Origin of the sequence: Burkholderia sp. Bp8984, from assembly GCF_003853755.1 — a bacterium.
GTDB lineage: Bacteria > Pseudomonadota > Gammaproteobacteria > Burkholderiales > Burkholderiaceae > Burkholderia.
Map to the genome: position 1 here is coordinate 33723 of NZ_QTQN01000039.1, position 18258 is coordinate 51980.

The 18258-nt window shown below is 68.0% G+C and carries 16 protein-coding genes; 10 read left to right on the top strand and 6 right to left on the bottom strand.

Annotation, left to right across the window (positions count from 1 at the left end; genetic code table 11):
* Nucleotides 1–120: 120 nt before the first annotated feature.
* Complete coding sequence (locus tag DID98_RS29870) at nt 121–1311, bottom strand: collagen-like triple helix repeat-containing protein (RefSeq protein ID WP_124571896.1); 1191 nt, start codon at nt 1309–1311, stop codon at nt 121–123.
* 353 nt (nt 1312–1664) lie between these two features.
* Between DID98_RS29870 and DID98_RS29875 the strand changes: the two genes are divergently transcribed.
* From DID98_RS29875 to DID98_RS29915, 9 genes are all read left to right on the top strand, one after another.
* Nucleotides 1665–3374, top strand: a complete 1710-nt coding sequence (locus tag DID98_RS29875) for a dihydroxyacetone kinase family protein (RefSeq protein WP_124571897.1) — start codon at nt 1665–1667, stop codon at nt 3372–3374.
* 269 nt (nt 3375–3643) lie between these two features.
* Nucleotides 3644–4123: a MarR family winged helix-turn-helix transcriptional regulator gene (locus tag DID98_RS29880; protein WP_124530012.1), complete on the top strand. Its 480-nt coding sequence runs from the start codon at nt 3644–3646 to the stop codon at nt 4121–4123.
* The gene (locus DID98_RS29885; protein ID WP_124489328.1) at nt 4120–6270 is read left to right on the top strand and encodes an FUSC family protein; all 2151 of its coding nucleotides are present in this window, start codon (nt 4120–4122) and stop codon (nt 6268–6270) included. Before DID98_RS29880 ends, DID98_RS29885 begins: the two co-directional genes overlap by 4 nt.
* A gap of 34 nt (nt 6271–6304) precedes the next feature.
* Nucleotides 6305–6517, top strand: coding sequence for a DUF1656 domain-containing protein (locus DID98_RS29890; protein WP_011879627.1), 213 nt, complete (start codon nt 6305–6307; stop codon nt 6515–6517).
* 2 nt (nt 6518–6519) lie between these two features.
* Entirely contained in the window at nt 6520–7485 is a 966-nt protein-coding gene (locus DID98_RS29895; protein WP_124489329.1) for an HlyD family secretion protein, read from the top strand.
* Complete coding sequence (locus DID98_RS29900) at nt 7482–8981, top strand: efflux transporter outer membrane subunit (RefSeq protein ID WP_124571898.1); 1500 nt, start codon at nt 7482–7484, stop codon at nt 8979–8981. Before DID98_RS29895 ends, DID98_RS29900 begins: the two co-directional genes overlap by 4 nt.
* Before the next feature lie 183 nt (nt 8982–9164).
* Nucleotides 9165–9590 carry a molybdopterin-binding protein gene (locus DID98_RS29905; protein ID WP_124571899.1) on the top strand — a complete coding sequence of 142 codons (426 nt, stop codon included), beginning with the start codon at nt 9165–9167 and terminating at the stop codon, nt 9588–9590.
* 85 nt (nt 9591–9675) lie between these two features.
* Nucleotides 9676–10266, top strand: a complete 591-nt coding sequence (locus DID98_RS29910) for a nitrogen fixation protein NifQ (RefSeq protein ID WP_124571900.1) — start codon at nt 9676–9678, stop codon at nt 10264–10266.
* A gap of 118 nt (nt 10267–10384) precedes the next feature.
* Nucleotides 10385–10750, top strand: coding sequence for a bleomycin resistance protein (locus DID98_RS29915; RefSeq protein WP_124571912.1), 366 nt, complete (start codon nt 10385–10387; stop codon nt 10748–10750).
* A gap of 125 nt (nt 10751–10875) precedes the next feature.
* Here DID98_RS29915 and DID98_RS29920 read toward each other — a convergent pair whose 3' ends face one another.
* The 4 genes from DID98_RS29920 to DID98_RS29935 form a co-directional block, all read right to left on the bottom strand.
* Nucleotides 10876–11937 (bottom strand): DMT family transporter, encoded by a 1062-nt coding sequence (locus DID98_RS29920; RefSeq protein WP_124571901.1) that lies wholly within the window; start codon nt 11935–11937, stop codon nt 10876–10878.
* Between the two features lie 782 nt (nt 11938–12719).
* Entirely contained in the window at nt 12720–13379 is a 660-nt protein-coding gene (locus tag DID98_RS29925) for a ProQ/FinO family protein (protein ID WP_044849165.1), read from the bottom strand.
* 603 nt (nt 13380–13982) lie between these two features.
* Complete coding sequence (locus DID98_RS29930) at nt 13983–14474, bottom strand: flavodoxin family protein (protein ID WP_124571902.1); 492 nt, start codon at nt 14472–14474, stop codon at nt 13983–13985.
* Nucleotides 14475–14667: 193 nt separating this feature from the next.
* The gene (locus DID98_RS29935; protein WP_124489333.1) at nt 14668–15318 is read right to left on the bottom strand and encodes a TetR/AcrR family transcriptional regulator; all 651 of its coding nucleotides are present in this window, start codon (nt 15316–15318) and stop codon (nt 14668–14670) included.
* A gap of 84 nt (nt 15319–15402) precedes the next feature.
* Between DID98_RS29935 and DID98_RS29940 the strand changes: the two genes are divergently transcribed.
* Entirely contained in the window at nt 15403–16527 is a 1125-nt protein-coding gene (locus tag DID98_RS29940) for an MBL fold metallo-hydrolase (protein ID WP_124571903.1), read from the top strand.
* Between the two features lie 1230 nt (nt 16528–17757).
* Here the strand turns inward: DID98_RS29940 and DID98_RS35965 are convergent.
* Nucleotides 17758–17988, bottom strand: a complete 231-nt coding sequence (locus DID98_RS35965; RefSeq protein WP_185640900.1) for a hypothetical protein — start codon at nt 17986–17988, stop codon at nt 17758–17760.
* Nucleotides 17989–18258: the final 270 nt, after the last annotated feature.

Below are 18258 nucleotides of genomic sequence, written 5' to 3' on the forward strand. Positions count from 1 at the left end.
CGTCGGCGCGTCGCGCATCGTCGCGCATCGTCGACGGCGTGGCTCGGCGAAGGCGATGCGGCGCGCGTTCCCGCAGCGGCGAGCCGCGCGTCGTCCGGCCGCTCGCCGCGCGGTGCGCCGCTATTTCCCGACGCCGCCCGTCACACCGCCGAGCAACGACGTCACGGGCGCGAGCGGATTCGCCGCGCCACTATCGACCACACCGGTGACCGTCGACACGAGATTGGTCACCGGAGCAAGCGGACTCGCCGCGCCGGCACCGGCCGCGCTGCCGAGCGCACCGGGCAGCGACCCGAGCGGCGTCGAGCCGGCCCCCGACAGCAAGCCGCCGAGCGGGCCGGACGCGCTCGAACCGCCCGGCGCGCCGTTCGACGGACCGTTCTGCACGGTGGTGATGGAAGCGCCCGCGAGACTCACGATCAGGCCGGGAATCGGCGCGACGCCGTTCGGGCCGTTGGCGTTCACGAGTCCACCTGCGTTCGTGACGGTATTGCCGAGCGCGCCGACGACTTCGCCCACCGCCCCGACCGCCGGTTGCGACGAAACGGAGCCCATCCGCCCCCCTGTCGTCGCCAGCACGCCGCCGACCTGCCCGAGCAGGCCGGCCACCGGCTGCCCGAGGCCCGTGGTCGCGCCGATCTGCTGCGTCGCCTGGCCGGCCGTGATGACGAGCGGCGTGACGGCCGAGCTGAGCGGCTGCGTGACCTGCTGCACGGCGCCCGACGCCAGCGTCGCGCCGACCGTCTTGCCCGCCGTGCCGAGGCCGCCGGCCACGGTGTCGAGCGCCGCGCCGACGGGGGTGGTCACCGGCGCGAGCGGCGCCAGCGGCCCCGAGCCGAGCGCGCGGACGGTCTGCGCGAGGCCCGCGACCGGATTCGCCGTTGCGCCGACCACGTCGCCGAGGCCGGCAACCGTCGTGCCGACCGGATCGGACGTCGAGCCGATCCTGCCGAGCCCGTCGCTGAGCGCATTGGTCGCGGCGCGCGAAATCGTGCTGACGCTCGAGATCGTGTCGCCTGCGCTGCGCGTCACGGCGTTGCCGAGTACCGGCAACGACGCCGCGCTGACGGTCGAGCCGACGCCGACCGCGAGCGCGCCGGCGGTACTCACGACGCCGCGCGTGCCGGGGGCGCCGCTGGTGCCCCAGCCTCCGTCCGGCGTGTTGCTGCCGGGCGCGTCGCCCGCGATGGTTGCGCCACTGGTGCTCGCGGCGGCGCTCGACGGCGCGGCGACGTCGTTGCCGCCGCAGGCGGCCAGCACGCCGGCGGCGGCGAGCAACGCCGCGGACGTGACAATGCGGGTGCGATACATGGTGGTCTCCTCGCGGTCCGGGCGATGGAAGGTTCGATTGAGGACCGGAGGAAGAAACAGCATTTTCCATGCCATTGGCGCGAGCGCACGGGCATCCCCGCCGCCGTGCCGGCGCCCGCGGGCCCGGACAAGCGCCTGCCCGCGATCGCGATCAATGCGTTTCATGCCCATGAGCGGCGCTGGTATCGTTACATTCGTGCTACGAATGCTTCGATGTTACGTAACGCTAGGCGCGGCGCATTGCATTCGGCGCGCGCCGCCTGCCATTCAGCGCCTACCATCCACAGTACGCAGCCCCGGCGGCACCGCACGCGTGCCGCCGTGCTACGCCCCATCGTCAGGAAACCGTCGCCATGAAAAAGCTCGTGAACCACCCGTCCGACGTCGTGCGCGAAATGCTCGAAGGCATCGCGCGGCAGTCGCCGCATGTCGCGATCCTCGGCGACGAGCAGGTGCTCGTCCGCCAGCCGCTGCCCGAGCCGTCGCGGCGCCCCGTCGCGATCCTGTCCGGCGGCGGCAGCGGTCACGAGCCCGCGCACGGCGGCTACGTCGGCGAAGGGATGCTGAGCGCGGCCGTTTGCGGCGAAGTGTTCACGTCGCCGCCGACCGACGCCGTGCTCGCCGCGATCCGCGCGAGCGCTGGCCCGAACGGCGCGTTGCTCATCGTGAAGAACTACACAGGCGACCGCCTCAATTTCGGGCTGGCCGCCGAACTCGCGCGCGCCGACGGCATTCCGGTGGAGACGGTGATCGTCGCCGACGACGTGTCGCTGCGCGGCCGCGTCGAGCGCGGGCAGCGGCGCGGCATCGCCGGCACCGTGCTGATCCACAAGCTGGCCGGCGCGGCTGCCGCGCGCGGGCTGCCGCTTGTCCGCGTCGCGGCGATCGCACGCGACGCGGCCGCCGACCTCGGCACGATGGGCGTCGCGCTCGACGGCTGCACGATCCCCGGCGCCGACAAGTCGGGCTTCAGCCTCGCCGAACACGAGATCGAGCTCGGCCTCGGCATCCATGGCGAGAAAGGCGTCGAACGCACCGCGCCGATGCCGGCCGACGCGCTCGTCGAGACGCTGCTGTCGAGCATCGTCACCGACCTCGTGCTCGATCGCGGCGAACGCGTCGCATTGTTCGTCAACGGTCTCGGCGCGACGCCGGACATGGAACTGGCGATCGTGCTGCGCGCCGCGTACGACAACCTGAGCCGGCGCGGTATCACCGTCGCGCGCGCATGGGCCGGCACGTTCCTGTCCGCGCTGGACATGCCCGGCTGCTCGATCTCGCTGCTGCGCTTGAACGACGAGCGGATCGCCCTGCTCGACGCGCCGACGCAGGCGCGCGCATGGCCCGGCGGCGGCGCCGTCAACGCGCAGATTCGCGTGGCCGCGGCCGCCGCGCACGACGAGCCGCTGCCGCCGCTCGATGCGGCCGGTCATGCATGGGCCGCCCGGCTGCAGCCGGCGCTGCGTGCGGTCGCGCAGGCGTTGATCGACCACGAGGCGACCCTGACGGAACTCGACACGGCCGCCGGCGACGGCGATCTCGGCGCGAGCATGCGGCGCGCCGCGCAGGCGATCCTCGCGTTGCCTGACGCCGCGCACGGCTCGCCGGCCGGCACGCTCGCGGCGCTCGGCGCCGCATTGCGCCGCGCGATCGCCGGCAGTTCGGGACCGTTCTACGCGACCGCGCTGCTGCGCGCGTCGCGGCGCCTCGCCGCGGCAGCCGATACCGCCGAGCCGTCGGCACGCGACTGGGCCGCGGCGTTGCGCAGCGCAGCCGATGCAATCGCCGAACTGGGCGGCGCACGCGCCGGCGACCGGACGATGCTCGACGCGCTGCTGCCCGCCGCCGATGCGTTCGACCACGCACTCGACCATGACCGCGACCCCGCGAGCGCATGGGCGGCCGCCGTGGACGCCGCGGAACGCGGCGCGCAGCAGACGGCCGGCATGACACCGCGTGCGGGACGGGCGAGCTATCTCGGCGAACGCGCGATCGGCACGCCGGACGGCGGCGCGGTGGCGGTCGCGTACTGGCTGCGCGCGTTGCTGCCGTACGTGCGGTAGACGGGGATCCGGGCGACGCGTCGGCCTCGCGAGCCGGCGTTCGCCGGGCGCGATCTCCCGGTCGGACCAGACGGCGCGATCCGGTCGATCCATCGGGTTGCCGCGCGGCATCACGGCGCACCGCGCGCTTGCGACCTTACAGGTTGACCCGCTCTCGGCCGGACGCCCGAATTGCGCATTGCAGGTCGGCGCCCCGGCATGCGGCATGACACCCGGGTGACAAAACCGATAGTTTGCTATCGAATGTTTTTGCTCCTATCATCTCGCCCATGACCAATCTGCACGACCTCCGCCTCGCCGTCAGCAGCCTGCTGGTGCTCACCGCGCGCAAGTGGCGCCGCACGAGCGACGGCGTGCTGACCGCGTACAACGTATCCGAAGCCTGCGCGACGCCGCTGCTGATCGCCGGCCGCCTCGGCGAAGGCGTGCGCCAGGGTACGCTCGCCGAACACGTCGGCATCGAGGGGCCGTCGCTCGTGCGCCTGCTCGACCAGCTGTGCGCGGCCGGCCTCGCACGCCGCGACGAGGATCCGCACGACCGCCGCGCGAAGACGATCTCGCTGACGGCCGCCGGCCGCGCGGTCACCGCGAAGATGGAAGAAGACCTGCGCGTGTTGCGCGCCCAGGTGCTCAAGGGCGTCACGCGCGCCGATCTCGAAGCCACGCTGCGCGTGCTGAACGCGTTCAACGCGGCCGATGCGCAGCATCCGGCGTCGCGTCCGTCCCACCCCGCCGACTCCGCGTCATGACCTATCCGAGCCTTCGCGACTGGCTGTTCTCGGGCAAGACGTTCGCCGCGTCGATGCTGGCGCTGTACCTCGGCCTGTATTTCCAGCTGCCGCGCCCTTACTGGGCGATGGCGAGCGTCTACATCGTGTCGAACCCGTTCGTCGGCGCGACGCGCTCGAAGGCGCTTTATCGCGCGCTCGGCACCGCGCTCGGCGCGGCCGCCGCGATCCTGTTCGTGCCGCCGTTCGTCGAGACGCCGTTCCTGTTCAGCGTCATCGTCGCGACATGGTGCGGCACGCTGCTCTATCTCGCGATCTCCGACCGCACCGCGCGCAGCTACGTGTTCATGCTGGCCGGCTACACGATGCCGCTGGTCGCACTGCCGACGGTGACCGATCCGTCGACGATCTTCGACGTCGCGATCGCGCGGACCGAGGAAATCGTGCTCGGCATCGTGTGCGCGAGCGTGGTCGGCAGCGCCGTGTTCCCGAACCGGCTCGCGCCGACGCTGATCGAGCGCACCGACGCATGGTTCAAGGACGCCGCATTCTACGGCCGCGAGACGTTGTCCGGGCATATCGCGGGCAAGGCGCTGTCCGCGTGCCGGCAACGCCTCGCCGCGACCATCACCGGCCTCGAATTCCTGCTGAGCCAGCTGAGCTACGACCATGCGCACCCGCGCGTGCTCGCCCGCGCGCAGGCGCTCGCCGGCCGGATGCAGCTGTTCCTGCCGCTGATGTCGTCGCTCGCCGATCCGCTGATCGCGCTGATGCGCGACCTGCACGTGCGGCCGCCGGCGCTCGACGCGCTGCTCGCCGACGCAGCGAAGTGGTTCGACGCGCCGTTGCCGGCCGTGAAGGCCGGCAGCGACGGCGACATGGCGCACGACCCGGTCGCGGACGACCTGCGCGAACGCATCGCCGCGCTGCAGCCGGCCGACGGCGCGCTGGCGAGCTGGGACGGCGCGCTGCTGTCGAACGCGCTGTGGCGGCTGCGCCAGGTCATCGACATCTGGCAGGACTGCCGCTCGCTGCGCGCGCTGATCGCGAACGAGTCGGGCGTCTGGCAGCCGCGCTACCGGCACTGGCGGCTCGGCGGCACCGAACGCTTCTTCGATCGCGGGATGATGCTGTTCTCGACGCTGACCGTCGTGCTCGCGATCGTGTTCGCGTGCTCGCTGTGGATCTCGTCCGGCTGGCACGACGGTGCCGCGGCCGTCACGCTCGTGGCCGTGTCGTGCAGCTTCTTCGCCGCGCTCGACGAACCGGCGCCGCTGGTGTTCAAGTTCTTCCTGTCGACGGCCGCGAGCGTCGTGTTCGCCGGGCTGTACCTGTTCGTCGTGCTGCCGCACGTGCACGACTTCCCGATGCTCGTGCTGATGTTCGCGGGGCCGTTCATCCTGATCGGCACGCTGCTGCCGCGCCCGCAATTCAACATGGTGACGATGCTCGTCGCGGTGAACACCGCCACCTTCATCAGCATCCAGAGCGCATACGACGCCGACTTCTTCGTGTTCCTGAACAGCAACCTCGCGGGTGTCGCCGGGCTGCTGTTCGCGTACGTATGGACGCGCGCGACGCGGCCGTTCGGCGCGGAGCTCGCGGTGCGGCGCCTGCTGCGCTCGGGCTGGGAGGACGTCGCGCGCTCCGCGTCGACGCAGCCGCTCGACGACCAGCGCAACCATGCGTCGCGCATGCTCGATCGCGTCACGCAATTGCTGCCGCGCCTCGGCGCGTCGGACGACCACCGCCATCCGTCGATCGAGAGCTTCCGCGACCTGCGCATCGCGCTGAACGCGCTCGACCTGCGCCGTTCGCGCCGCAAGCTGACGGGCGACGTGCCCGATGCGATCGACCGCGTGCTCGCCGGCGTCAACGATCACTACACGCGCTGCGCGGCCGCGAATGCGCGCCAGCCTGCACCGCCCGCGCTGCTCGCATCGATCGACGACGCGCTGCAGCGCGTGGCCGGGCGCAACCTGCCCGGCACTTCCGTCGCGCCGGCGGACGGCGGCACGACGCCCGGCGCGCCCGCGGCGCCGGTCACGCCCGCGACGCACCGCCGGTTGCGCGATACGCTGCACGCGCTCGTCGGCCTGCGCCTGTCGCTGTACCCGGCCGCATCCGCGCAGCCGCCGCAAGCCGCACCGGACGGAGCACGCGCATGATCCCGCTTTCCAACCCGTCTTTCCGACCGCGACCATGATCGGCGAAATCGACATCTTCGGCGTATTCGTGCCGGCTCCGCTCGTGCTGATGCTGATCGCCTACCTGATCAACATCGTCGTGCGCGCGCTGCTCGAACGCGTCGGCTTTTACCGCCTCGTCTGGCACCGTTCGATCTTCGACCTCGGCATCTACGTGTTCGTGCTTGCCGCGGTCGTCGTCGTGTCTCACCATCTCGTGGCTAGCTAACCGTGAAAAAAACCTGGCTCTCGGCAGGGCAGATCCTGCTCACCCTGATCGTCGTCGTCGTGGCCGCCCTCGTGCTGTGGCGGATCATCAACTACTACATGTTCTCGCCGTGGACACGCGACGGCCACGTGCGCGCCGACGTGATCCAGGTCGCACCCGACGTGGCGGGGCTCATCACCGCGGTGCAGGTCGCCGACAACCAGGAGGTGAAGCGCGGCCAGGTGCTGTTCGTGATCGACCAGGCCCGCTACGCGCTCGCGCAACGGCTGGCCGAAGCGACGCTCGCGCAGCGCCGCGCGACTCTCGCCCAGGCGAAGCGCGAATATGCGCGCAACCAGCAGCTCGGCAACCTGGTCGCCAGCGAACAGGTCGAGGAAAGCCGCACGCGCGTCGAGCAGGGCGAAGCCGCCGTCGCCGACGCGCAGGTGTCGCTCGACACAGCGAAGCTGAACCTGCAGCGCACGACGATCGTGAGTCCCGTCGACGGCTACCTGAACGATCGCGCGCCGCGCGTCGGCGAATACGTGCCGGCCGGCCGCGCGGTGCTGTCGGTCGTCGACCGCAATTCGTTCCGCGTCGACGGCTACTTCGAGGAAACCAAGCTGCGCGGCATCCACATCGGCCAGCCGGTCGACATCGTCGTGATGGGCGAGCCGCGGCCGCTGCGCGGTCACGTGCAGAGCATCGTCGCCGCGATCGAGGATCGCGACCGCACGCAGGGCGCGAACCTGCTGCCGAACGTGAACCCGGCATTCAGCTGGGTGCGGCTCGCACAGCGCGTGCCGGTGCGCGTCGTGCTCGACGAGGTGCCCGACGACTTCCGGATGATCGCAGGGCGCACCGCGACCGTCGCGATGCGCTCGCCCGATGCGCGTCGTGACGACAAGGCGAAGCCGGCTGCCGGCGCTGCCGCGCCGGCGACGGCTTCGGCACCCGCGGGCGCAAGCGCGACGGGAGCCTCGCAATGAAGCGGCACGGCCTGCGCCTCGCGGCGGCACTCGCGCCGCTCGCGCTCGCACTCGGCGCGTGCAAATCCGTCGGCCCCGACTACAGGCTGCCGCAGCAGGCGTACGTGAATGCGCCGCTCGCGAACCATGCGCTCGACGATGCGAACGGCACGCTCGTGTCGCGTGACCCGGTGCCCGGCAACTGGTGGCAGCTGTACGACGACCGCGTGCTCGACGAACTCGTGCGCAGCGCGCTGAAATCGAACACCGACCTGCGCGTCGCCGCGGCCAACCTTGCGCGTTCGCGCGCGGCGCTGGAAGTCGCGAACGAACAGGGCGGCTTTTCCGGCCGCGCGGAAGCCGCCGTGCAGCGCGCGCAGGAATCGGCCGAACAGTATCTGCTCGAAAACAAGCTGCCGGTCGTGAACGAGGGCGCGGTCGGCATCAGCGTGTCGTACGAGCTCGACCTGTTCGGCAAGCTGCGGCGCGGCGTCGAGGCCGCGCGCGCGGACAGCGAAGCCGTGCAGGCGGCCGCCGACCTCGCGCGCATCACGGTAGTCGCGGACGTCGTGCGCGCCTACGTCGAATCGTGCTCCGCCGGCGACGAGCTCGCGATCGCGAAGCAGTCGCTCGCGCTGCAGCAGCAGCGCGTGAAGCTGTCGCAGCGGCTGCGCGACGCGGGGCGCGGCAACCAGACCGACGTCACGCGCGGCGTCACGCAGGTGCGCACGCTCGCGGCCGACATCCCGCGTTTCGAAGGCCGCCGCAAGATCGCGCAGTACCAGCTCGCCGCGCTGCTCGCGCGTTCGCCGGCCGACCTGCCGAAGGCTGTCGCCGAATGCGAGCGGCTGCCGAAGCTGCGCCAGCCGATTCCGATCGGCGACGGCGCCGCGCTGCTGCGCCGCCGCCCCGACGTGCGCGAGGCCGAGCGCCAGCTCGCCGCCGCGACCGCGCGGATCGGCGTCGCTACGGCCGCGCTGTATCCGTCGGTCAGCATCGGTGCGTCGGCCGGCTCGGTCGGCGTCGCCGCCGACCTGTTCTCGTCCACCACCAATCGCTGGTCGTTCGGACCACTGATCAGCTGGTCGTTCCCGGTCAACGGCCAGCGCGCGCGCGTGCGCGAGGCCGAAGCCGCGACCGGTGGCGCGCTCGCGCATTTCGACGGCGTCGTGCTGAACGCGCTGCGCGAAACGCAGTCGAGCCTCGCGACCTATGCTGCCGATGTGCAGCGCACCGATGCGCTGCGCACGGCCTACGAATCGGCGCGCAGTTCCGCTGACGAAACGCACCGGCTTTATACGGCCGGCCGCGAGTCGTTCATCTCCGATCTCGATGCGACGCGCACGCTGACGAGCGTGCGCGCGCAGGTCGCCGCGGCCGAGGGCCAGGTCGCCGCCGATCAGGTCAAGCTGTTCCTCGCCCTCGGCGGCGGATGGGAAGGCGATGCTGCGCCCGCTGCGGCGCAGCGGACTTCGGCAGCGGGTACGCCGGCTGCTGCGCCGGCCGCCGCAAAGTAAGCGCGCGCGGGGCGGCAGCCGGCGTGCACGACACGTCTGCCGTCCCGCGCCATCGTGCGCGATTTCGCATGTCCGGTATGTCGATGCCGACGTCGCGCGTCGCCTGCATTGCCGGTAAACTCGTCCGCAGTTTCCGTCATTCGCCGGCCGCCCGTCGGGCCGCCCATTTCCCGGAGAGTCATCATGCGAACCAGCGCCCGTAATCAATTCGCCGGCCAGATCGGCGCCGTCAAGCCCGGTGCGGTCAACGACGAAATCACGCTGCGTACCCAGGACGGCCTCGACATCGTCGCGGTGATCACGCATGGCAGCGTCGCATCGCTGGGCCTCGCGGCCGGCACGAAGGCGTTCGCGCTCGTCAAGGCATCGTCGGTGATCGTGATGGTCGACGTCGACGGCAGCAAGGTGTCGGCCCGCAACTGCGTCTCGGGCACCGTGTCGTCGATCGCGAAAGGCGCGGTCAATTCGGAAGTCGTGATCAAGGCGGCGGGCGGCGCCGAGATCGTCGCGATCGTCACCAACGACAGCGTCGATCGTCTCGGCCTCGCGAGCGGCAAGGCCGCGTCCGCCATCTTCAAGGCGTCGAGCGTGATCGTCGGAGTCGAGTGAGCGCCCTGTCGACCGCACCGACGATCCATCGTGCGCCGCGCCCGCAAGCGGCGTGCGACGCTCGACCGGCGCGCGGGCGCACACGATGACGTCCATGCTCGAGCACGCGCATGAGCGCGTATTGCAATCGCTGCTGGCCGGGGCGGCCGACGCCGATTCTCCGGATGCACGTCTGTTCGGCACGCTCGTTGCGGCACGCGCATGCCGCAACGAGCTCGCGCTGCTCGGTCTGTCTCCCGCACGGTTGAGCGGCCTGCTTGCCCGCCAGTTTCCGCACCTGGGTTCGGACGATGCCGCCGCGCTCGTGTCGGCGGCCGCCATCGCGCCGCTGCCGACCGCGCACGCGCAGTTCGTCGCGACACTGCACGCGCGGTTGATGCAGGATGCGCATTGCGCCGTCGCACGCGACGATGCCGACTGCGTCGCGACCATCATCGCGCATGCGTGCCTGCGCCCCGATCACCTGTGGCGCGATCTCGACCTCGACGGACGCGCCGCGGTGTCCGCGCTGCTCGACCGCTATTTTCCCGCGCTCGCCGCACGCAATGTCGCGAACCTGCGCTGGAAGAAATTCCTCGCGCAGGAAGCGGCCGCATCGCTCGGCCTGCCGCCCGGGCCCGCCCCCGGATGCCCGGGCTGCGAGGATTTCGGATTCTGCTTTCCCGCGGGACGATAGTCGCGGCGGCGGCTTGCGCGGCTTGCCGGTGCGCATCGTTGACCGACCATGCGCGACATCCGTCCGCACGTTTTTCCCGCGCGTTCGTTCGATCGCTGCGCCCACTGGAGGAACCGCCTTGACCGACTTTGCGAGTCCCAATCTGCCGTCGCGCGATTTCGAAGTTACGTCGCTTTTCTACGCGAAGCTCGGCTTCGTCGAAACCTGGCGCGACGACGGCTGGATGATCCTGCGGCGCGGCGACCTGCTGCTGGAATTCTTTTTGCATCCCGGTCTCGATCCGGCCACGAGCTGGTTCAGCTGCTGCTTCCGGCTCGCCGACGTCGGTGCGTTTTTCGACGAAGTGCTCGCCGCCGGCATTCCCGAGCAAACGACCGGCTGGCCGCGCGTGCATCGGCCGAAACGCGAGGCATGGGGCGGCACCGTCGGCGCGCTGATCGACCCGGACGGGTCGTTGATCCGGTTGATTCAGACGGACGACTGACTCGCCACGGTTCGCCCCGTCGATCGACGCCGAAGCCGTGCAGCGGACACGAGCGACGGCCCCATAAACGGTTACCTTGCGATGCGCGCGGCACACAGCGCGGGGCGTGCGCCCGTGCCGCGCGATCAGTGTCGATGGCGGTGGTGAATATCCGGGAAATGCGCGTGACTGTGCGTGATCGGCAGATGCACGTGCGGATGCGTGTGCGGCTCATCGCCGTCGTACGGAAAGTCGTGCGCGTGCTGATGATGTTCGTCGTGCCGATGCCGGTGCGTATGCTCGAGCCGCTCATGCGCATGCTCGTGTTCGTGCCGTTCGCGCACATGCAGCCAGATGCCGAGCGCCATCAGCGCGGCCGCGATCCAGAACGTGACCGACGGCAGCGCCGGCCAGATCAGCAACGACAGCACGACGCCGAACAGCGGCGCCACCGAAAAATACGCGCCCGTGCGTGCACTGCCGAGATGGCACAGCGCGACGACGAACAACACGAGACTGATCCCGTAGCCGCCGAGGCCGGTCAGCATCGCGGCGGCCGTGGCCGGAACGGCGGGCAGCGACGCACCCGTCGCGAGCGCGATGCCGATGTTCACGGGCCCGGCGACCAGGCCTTTCACGCACGCGATGACCATCGCATCGTTCGCGGCGACCTTGCGGGTCAGGTTGTTGTCGATCGCCCAGCACAGGCATGCGCCGGCAATCAGCAGCGCGCCGACCGGCACGCCGGCGCGCCCCGGCACCCACGACAGCAGCGTGCCGCCCGCGACGATCGCAACCATGCCGAGAAACACCTGGACATCCACGTTCTCGCGAAACACGACCCACGCGATGACCGCCGTCAGCACGCCTTCGAGATTGAGCAGCAGCGCACTCGTGGCGGCCGGCGTGCTCGACAGCCCGAGCATCAGCAGCGCCGGACCCGCGACGCCGCCGGCCGCGATCGCGCCGGCGAGCCACGGCAGGTCCGCGCGCTGCAGCGGCGCTGCGTCCTCGGCCGGCGCTCGGCGGCGGCGCAACCCGCGCAGCAGGATCCCGACGCCCAGGCCGATGCCGCTGCCGAGATAGAACAGGCCCGCGACCATGAACGGCGACATCGCGCCGATCAGTGCCTTGGCGAGCGGCGTCGCGGCGCCGAACAGCGCGGCGGCGGTGAGCGCGACGAGAATCGCGGAATGTCTCGGGTTCATGATGCGGTCTTGGCGTTGGCGTTGGGCGTATGGAATCGGCAGGTTGCGTGCGATGCGGTGGCGCTTGCGGTTTGCCGGTGCCTTTCAATGTCGGGGAATGTCGGACGAATTGCGCAGGCTTTCAGGTACCTGTCGCGTCATGCGCGGGCGGCAACGCAGGCCGGCCCGACGATTCGTGCCGGGGAGATTATCGCGTTTGTGTTACGGGTCGCCAACTGACGAGCGGCCGGCCGCGGCGGCGTATCCGGACATCTCAACGTCCGTCTCTCGAATACGGCCGCACTTCACGCCTGACAACAGTTCACGTGAGACATATTCGCGTGGGTGCGAATCCGGGTTTCATCGCCGATCCGATTACATTAGGAACACGAATTATCGTGATTGAACGCAAGCGGATGTGCGTTGGTCACTCACTCGATGGCGCATGCGTCGATCGTCTGCGCGCAAGCGCGGATACGCAGTCGTACGGGACGCCCGCCTGTGCATCGTTCTCCGGATGGGACGGCACCGTGCATTCATGATGCGCGCCGACACTCCCCGATGCCTGGTCGCCGCGCGCCCGACGTAAGCGACACGTTGCGCAAGCCGCGTCCGCCGACGTGCTTTCGTCGTCGGTTCGATTGGCAGTTCGATGCTGATCGGGCAAGGCTGACTGGCTGTACGGCCAGCGGTGGCAGTCCCGACCCGCCCGGACAAGGACAGGTCGGTCCGTCTGTGATGCGCGATATGCGCGGTGAAGGCCGGCGCGTTACCGCGCATATCGCGCGGCGACGCATCGCGTGTTACTCGCTCGCGGCCGTTTGCTGCTCGGCCTGCGGTGCTGCGTCGGCCGGTGCTTCCACGGCTGCCGGCTGCGGCGCGGCGGCGTCGGCCTGTGCATCGGCCTTCGGCTGCTGCGGTGCGCCCTTCGCTGCTTGTGCGCCGCCCTTGTTGCCCGGACGACGCGACTTCAGCCGGCGCGCACGCGCGGCGTCGTCATGCGTCACACGTCCGGCTTCGTTACCTTGCAGATCGACCCGCACCGCGTCTTCGACGAGACACGACCAGTAACGATTGCCGCGGCACCACGTGGACATTGCCTCGCGCAGCTCGGCTTCGCTCAGGCCGACGGCTTGCGCCTCGCGGGCGAGATCGTCCCAGATACCGACCTTCAGCGGCACCTTGGGAGCCGGATTCTTCGGGAACGCGCGCGGGAACCGGCGCTGCAGTTTGCCGATTGCGACGATGACCGGATCGACCGGCGTCGACGGCTTCGCCGAAGCGGGCTTCGCGCCGGACGGCGCTTTGGCCCCGGCACCCGATTTGGCCCCACGAGCGGGCCGATCGCCGGACTTCGGCTTCGCGCCTGCGTCCGGTTGCGTAGCCGGTCGCTTCGCGTTGCGCTCCTGCTTGGCCTTGGCTGCGAGCTGCGCCCGCAATTCGGCAAGTTGTTCAAAACCCATAAATTCAATCCACCAGGAATATAAGGTGTGGTTCGTGCGGCCATTCCGCACATCGGCGTTCGCCGCATCGCCTGCGGCTCGACTGCCACCGATGCGGATCATTGCGGGGCCGCATCGCCACCACCACTGTTTCAGGCACCCGGCCACGATGCCGGACAAAGGCAGGAGTGGAAGTATACCGGTACGCGCGGCAGTCGGTTGACTCACCGGTTCGGATTTGACGGATCCGGGTGGCAGGCAAGGCGTCCGCGCAGTCGTGACGCGCATTATGGCGGTGTTTTCGACAGGTATCGACACACGCGTTACGTAGTGTCGCTTTCCGCACTTTCTCGCTTCAGTGCGCTTCACGTGAAAAGCCGGTGGCCCGAACATCATGGGCCGCCAGTATCGGCAAAGGTTGACCGGGGCATCGACAAGCTGTTGGTGTCGCTTGGTATCGCTGGGTGTCGCTGCCGCGAACGGCAATGCGGTTCGCTGGAGTGGTGTCCCGCGAATCGTGCGCATCGCTAGCACTCGCGGTCATCGAATGCGGCACACGAGGCGTCGCGCTCCGGTCGTTGCGCGCAGTTGCGGCTTCGCGGCGGCCGGCTCGATCGTCGCCAATCAGAACACGCCGAGAGCAAGCCCTGCGGCAAGACCCGCGCCGATCTCCGTGCAGCGCGCGAGATCGTCGCTGCCGATCGTCTTCGGCGCGAGGATGCGCTCCGGTGTCTGCGCATGGGTGCAGACGATCAGGCCCGGCGCCACATTCCTGAGCCGCCATCCGGTCGCGATCCGGTCGATCTGGCGCAGCGCGTTCTGTCCGTCGCTGCCTGCGCAGATCATCGCCGCATACGGACGGCCGTTCACCCGATCGAGTGCCGCGTAGTAACAGCGATCGAAGAAATCCTTCATCAGCCCGGACATCGCGGCGAGATTTTCGGGCGTCGCGAAGAGGTAGGCGTCGGCGGCGAGCACGTCATCCGCGCTCGTCGCATCCGCACGCTGCAACCTGACGTCGACGCCGGGTTGCTGGCGCGCGGCATCCGCGGCCGCCTCGGCCATCTGCTGCGTGCCTCCGGTCATCGTGTGATAGACGATCAACAGCGTCTTCATCGGGGTTCGCTCGCGTTCGGTTTCAAATGCGTCCGCCGCACACGTCGGTACGGCTCAAACGGACTACGTCGACGTGTGTGCCCGGGCCTGCGTTCTTCCGCTGTCGAATGGCAGATTCTTCGAGGCGGCAGACGCAGCGCACATCGAGTATATCGACGCGCCTGTTCCACTCCGCGCTTCGCACGATGTGCGGTCAGTCCTGCCCGGCACTCGCACCATCGCGATCCGCACGTGCGTAGTACGCAAGAAACATGTCGGCGGCCGTTTCCGCGACCTTCTTCTGCTCCCGCACACCGAGCGGCGGCTGGCCCATCGTCACCTGCGGCCAGAACGCGAACGCTTTTACGATTCCGTGCAGCTGATGCGCGGCGAATACCGGATCGGTCACCGTGAGCCGGCCGGCCGCCGCGGCCGCGCGAATCCAGACCGTCACGTCTTCTTCGCGCTCGCCCATGCGTTCGACCATGTCGCGCGCGCGTTCCGGCGAGTGGATGGCCGCACCGATCGCGACGCGTGCGAGTGCGAGAAACGCTTCGTCGTTCAGCAACCGCAATTTGCGGCCCAGCAGCGCGAGCAGTTGATCGCGCAACGGCACGTCGGCGCAGTAAGCCGGCGCGCCGGCGGTAAGCGTCGCGTCCCACAGCTGATGCAGGATCGCCGCGAACAATGCTTCCTTGCCCGGGAAGTGGTTGTAGACGGTGCGCTTCGACACGTCGGCGCGCGCGGCAATGCGATCCATGCTGGTTGCGTCATAGCCGGCCGCGAGAAATTCCTCGATCGCCGCGGCGAGTATTGCCGCACGCTTTCGGTCGGTCAGGCGCTGAGGAGAGGTGCTCGTATCCATACAAAAAATTTTACACCGCCGAGTTTACTTTTCCCAGGGATAAACTACACTGCTCGGTGTACTTTTATTTCCGGACGAATCGACATGGCTTCGCCTCTCGTTTTTCTTCATCGCGTACTGGGTTTCGCCGCCGCCAGGCGTGGCCGCACGCTGTCCGGCGAGTCGCCGCAGCACAACGGCGAACGCTTCAGCAACGTCGCACCGCGACCGGTCGAAGGCTTCGGCAAGACGCTGGGTATCGCATGGAACATGCTGGTCAACAAGCCGCGCAACACGGTTCCGACAGGCGCATTGCCCATCGATTCACTGACCCGCGAGCAACTCGACGCGGCCCCCGACCGCAGCCTGTATCGGCTGGGGCATTCAACGTTATTGTTGAAACTGCGCGGTGAGTTCTGGCTGACCGATCCCGTGTTTGCCGAGCGTGCATCGCCGTTCCGGCGCGTCGGCCCCAAGCGCTTCCATGCGCCGCCGATTGCGCTCGAGGACCTCCCGCCGTTGCGCGGCGTGATCCTGTCTCACGATCACTACGATCACCTCGACCGCGACACGGTGCTCGCGCTTGCGGCCACCACCGGCGTGTTCGTCACGACGTTGGGCGTCGGCGACCGCCTGATCGAATGGGGTATCGACTCGCAGAAGGTACGGCAGCTCGACTGGTGGCAGAGCATCGACGTCGACGGCCTGACGTTGATCGCGACACCGGCGCAGCACTTCTCCGGGCGCAGCCTGTTTGACGGCAACAGCACGCTGTGGGCGTCATGGGTCGTCGTCGACGACGATCTGCGCGTGTTCTTCAGCGGCGACACCGGCTATTTCGACGGTTTCCGGACAATCGGCGAGCGTCTTGGGCCCTTCGACGTGACGCTGATCGAGACCGGCGCATACGACCCGCAATGGCCTTACGTGCACATGCAGCCGGAAGAAACCGTGCAGGCACATATCGACCTGCGCGGTCGCATGCTGATGCCGATTCACAATGGCACGTTCGATCTCGCGATGCACCGTTGGCAGGAGCCGTTCGAACGCGTCACCGCGCTGGCAATGGTGCATGGCGTCGAGCTATCAACGCCCAGGATGGGCGAGCGACTCGATCTGAATGAGCCGCATCGCGGCGAGCGGTGGTGGCGATCGGTCGATGAGCCGGCAAAGACTTCCGAAACGAAGACACGCCGGTGGCAACCCTGCGCGTCGCAAGCGACGAAGTAGGTTCGATGGCCGCGACGGTTTCTGGGCGAGAACGTCGCGGCGGTGAATTTTTGTCGCGATACGGGGTTGATGGTCGGTGAGGCCGGAAATCTGACCTTCCACGCTATCCAGATAGACACGGCCGGCCCGACGATGGCAATGCACCTTATCTTCTTGATGCAGTTTCTGCAGATCCCCGTTTCGTATGCGCTGCGATAGACATTGGCCAAGCCCCTCGGAGACGTTCATCCGAGGCTGTCTACAGAATCAGCATTAGTTCGACGCAGTCTTTGGACGCCCGGTAAATTCAACATCGGCCCGGCGCCCGCTTCGATTTCTCCCAACCCCCGTGGATTCGCAATCCGGCACCGCCGGGGCAGCGCGTTGTCACGTGACAACTGGCGATGAAGAGGGGCGTTGCATCTCTTGAATCCCGGGTCTGTTCGGCGACGTCGCAGTTCGACGGCGTGTCGATTGTCTTCGCAGAGCGAAACGTATTGAAAACCACAAAACACGTTTTCATTGATACGGTTTGACCTCACTTTTCATCGCTTGAACCCAATAGGACGCTCGAGATCCATGCGCCCCCATTTTACCCATCAATCACGTTCAGTTCGCGTGAAACAACATGAAGAAAGTGGCGCAACTGATTGCTAGACAAGGGTTTACGGAGACGAACCGTTTTAGAGAAATGTTTCACGACCCTGTCGATTCGCGTCATCTCGCCTCGTCGACATGCATGAATTCGCCCCAAAAGCCGTCGCGCGATCAGGATACGTGAAACTACGTCGATACCCGCCACCATTGAATCACTCGTCGACGCAACAAAGCTCCGAATATCAACCCTCCCCGTGCCACGTCGTCGTGGCAAGGGGGAGCGCAGACAGGGGTCAATTTATTGGGGCCATATCATGGCCGCCAAAGTTCCCATCTGACATGCCGTGGGGAGATCGAGAGCCCGCACAGTACAAGAATGCTAGGGGATGGCCGAGCCGCCCGGCCAGTACCGCTCGCTCGCACATATCACTCGCACGTTCCAACTCGCTAATTTGGCTCCCCAATGAAGACGCCGCATCGGTATGAAGCAGGTCATTCCGACACGAGACCTCAGCGGTTGTCACGTGACAACCATGCGACTCGAACGGTTCCCCCATCCATGACCTGGTCCGATCGACCACGTCACTTCACCTATCGCACGGATTTCTTCACGCTAGCAAGTTTTCTAGTAAGTGCAAGCGAACCCGCCCGGAATCACAACTGAGGCGGGTTGTCACGTAACAACCACGTCCGTCGCAGTCGCAGTCGCAGTCGCAGTCGCAGTCGCAGTCGCAGTCGCAGTCGCAGCACCAGCACCAGCACCAGCACCAGCACCAGCACCAGCACCAGCACCAGCACCAGCACCAGCATATCTGAGTGCAACAGCGGCAATGACGAAAGAGGAAGAAAGAATCCCCACGAGTCCACCGCGCGTCGAATCTGCATACTCCCCGTCGGCGGGGATTTGCGATCCTAGTCATCCGCATCGGCTTGTCACGTGACAACTGCAGATCCCGACGCTGTTCAAGTTCGCAAGTAGTTGGAAAACCTGCCCCGCATTTTCAGGTCGACAACAAAATCACCCTTAGAAACCGCACCGCGATTCTTGTCGCTTCCGCCGCTGAATTCCCCACCACTCCATCGGCACGTACCATCTCAAACGACGTGTTGTCCGTTTTTTATTTTTCAGTTGATTTGAACTCAAGAAACAATCTG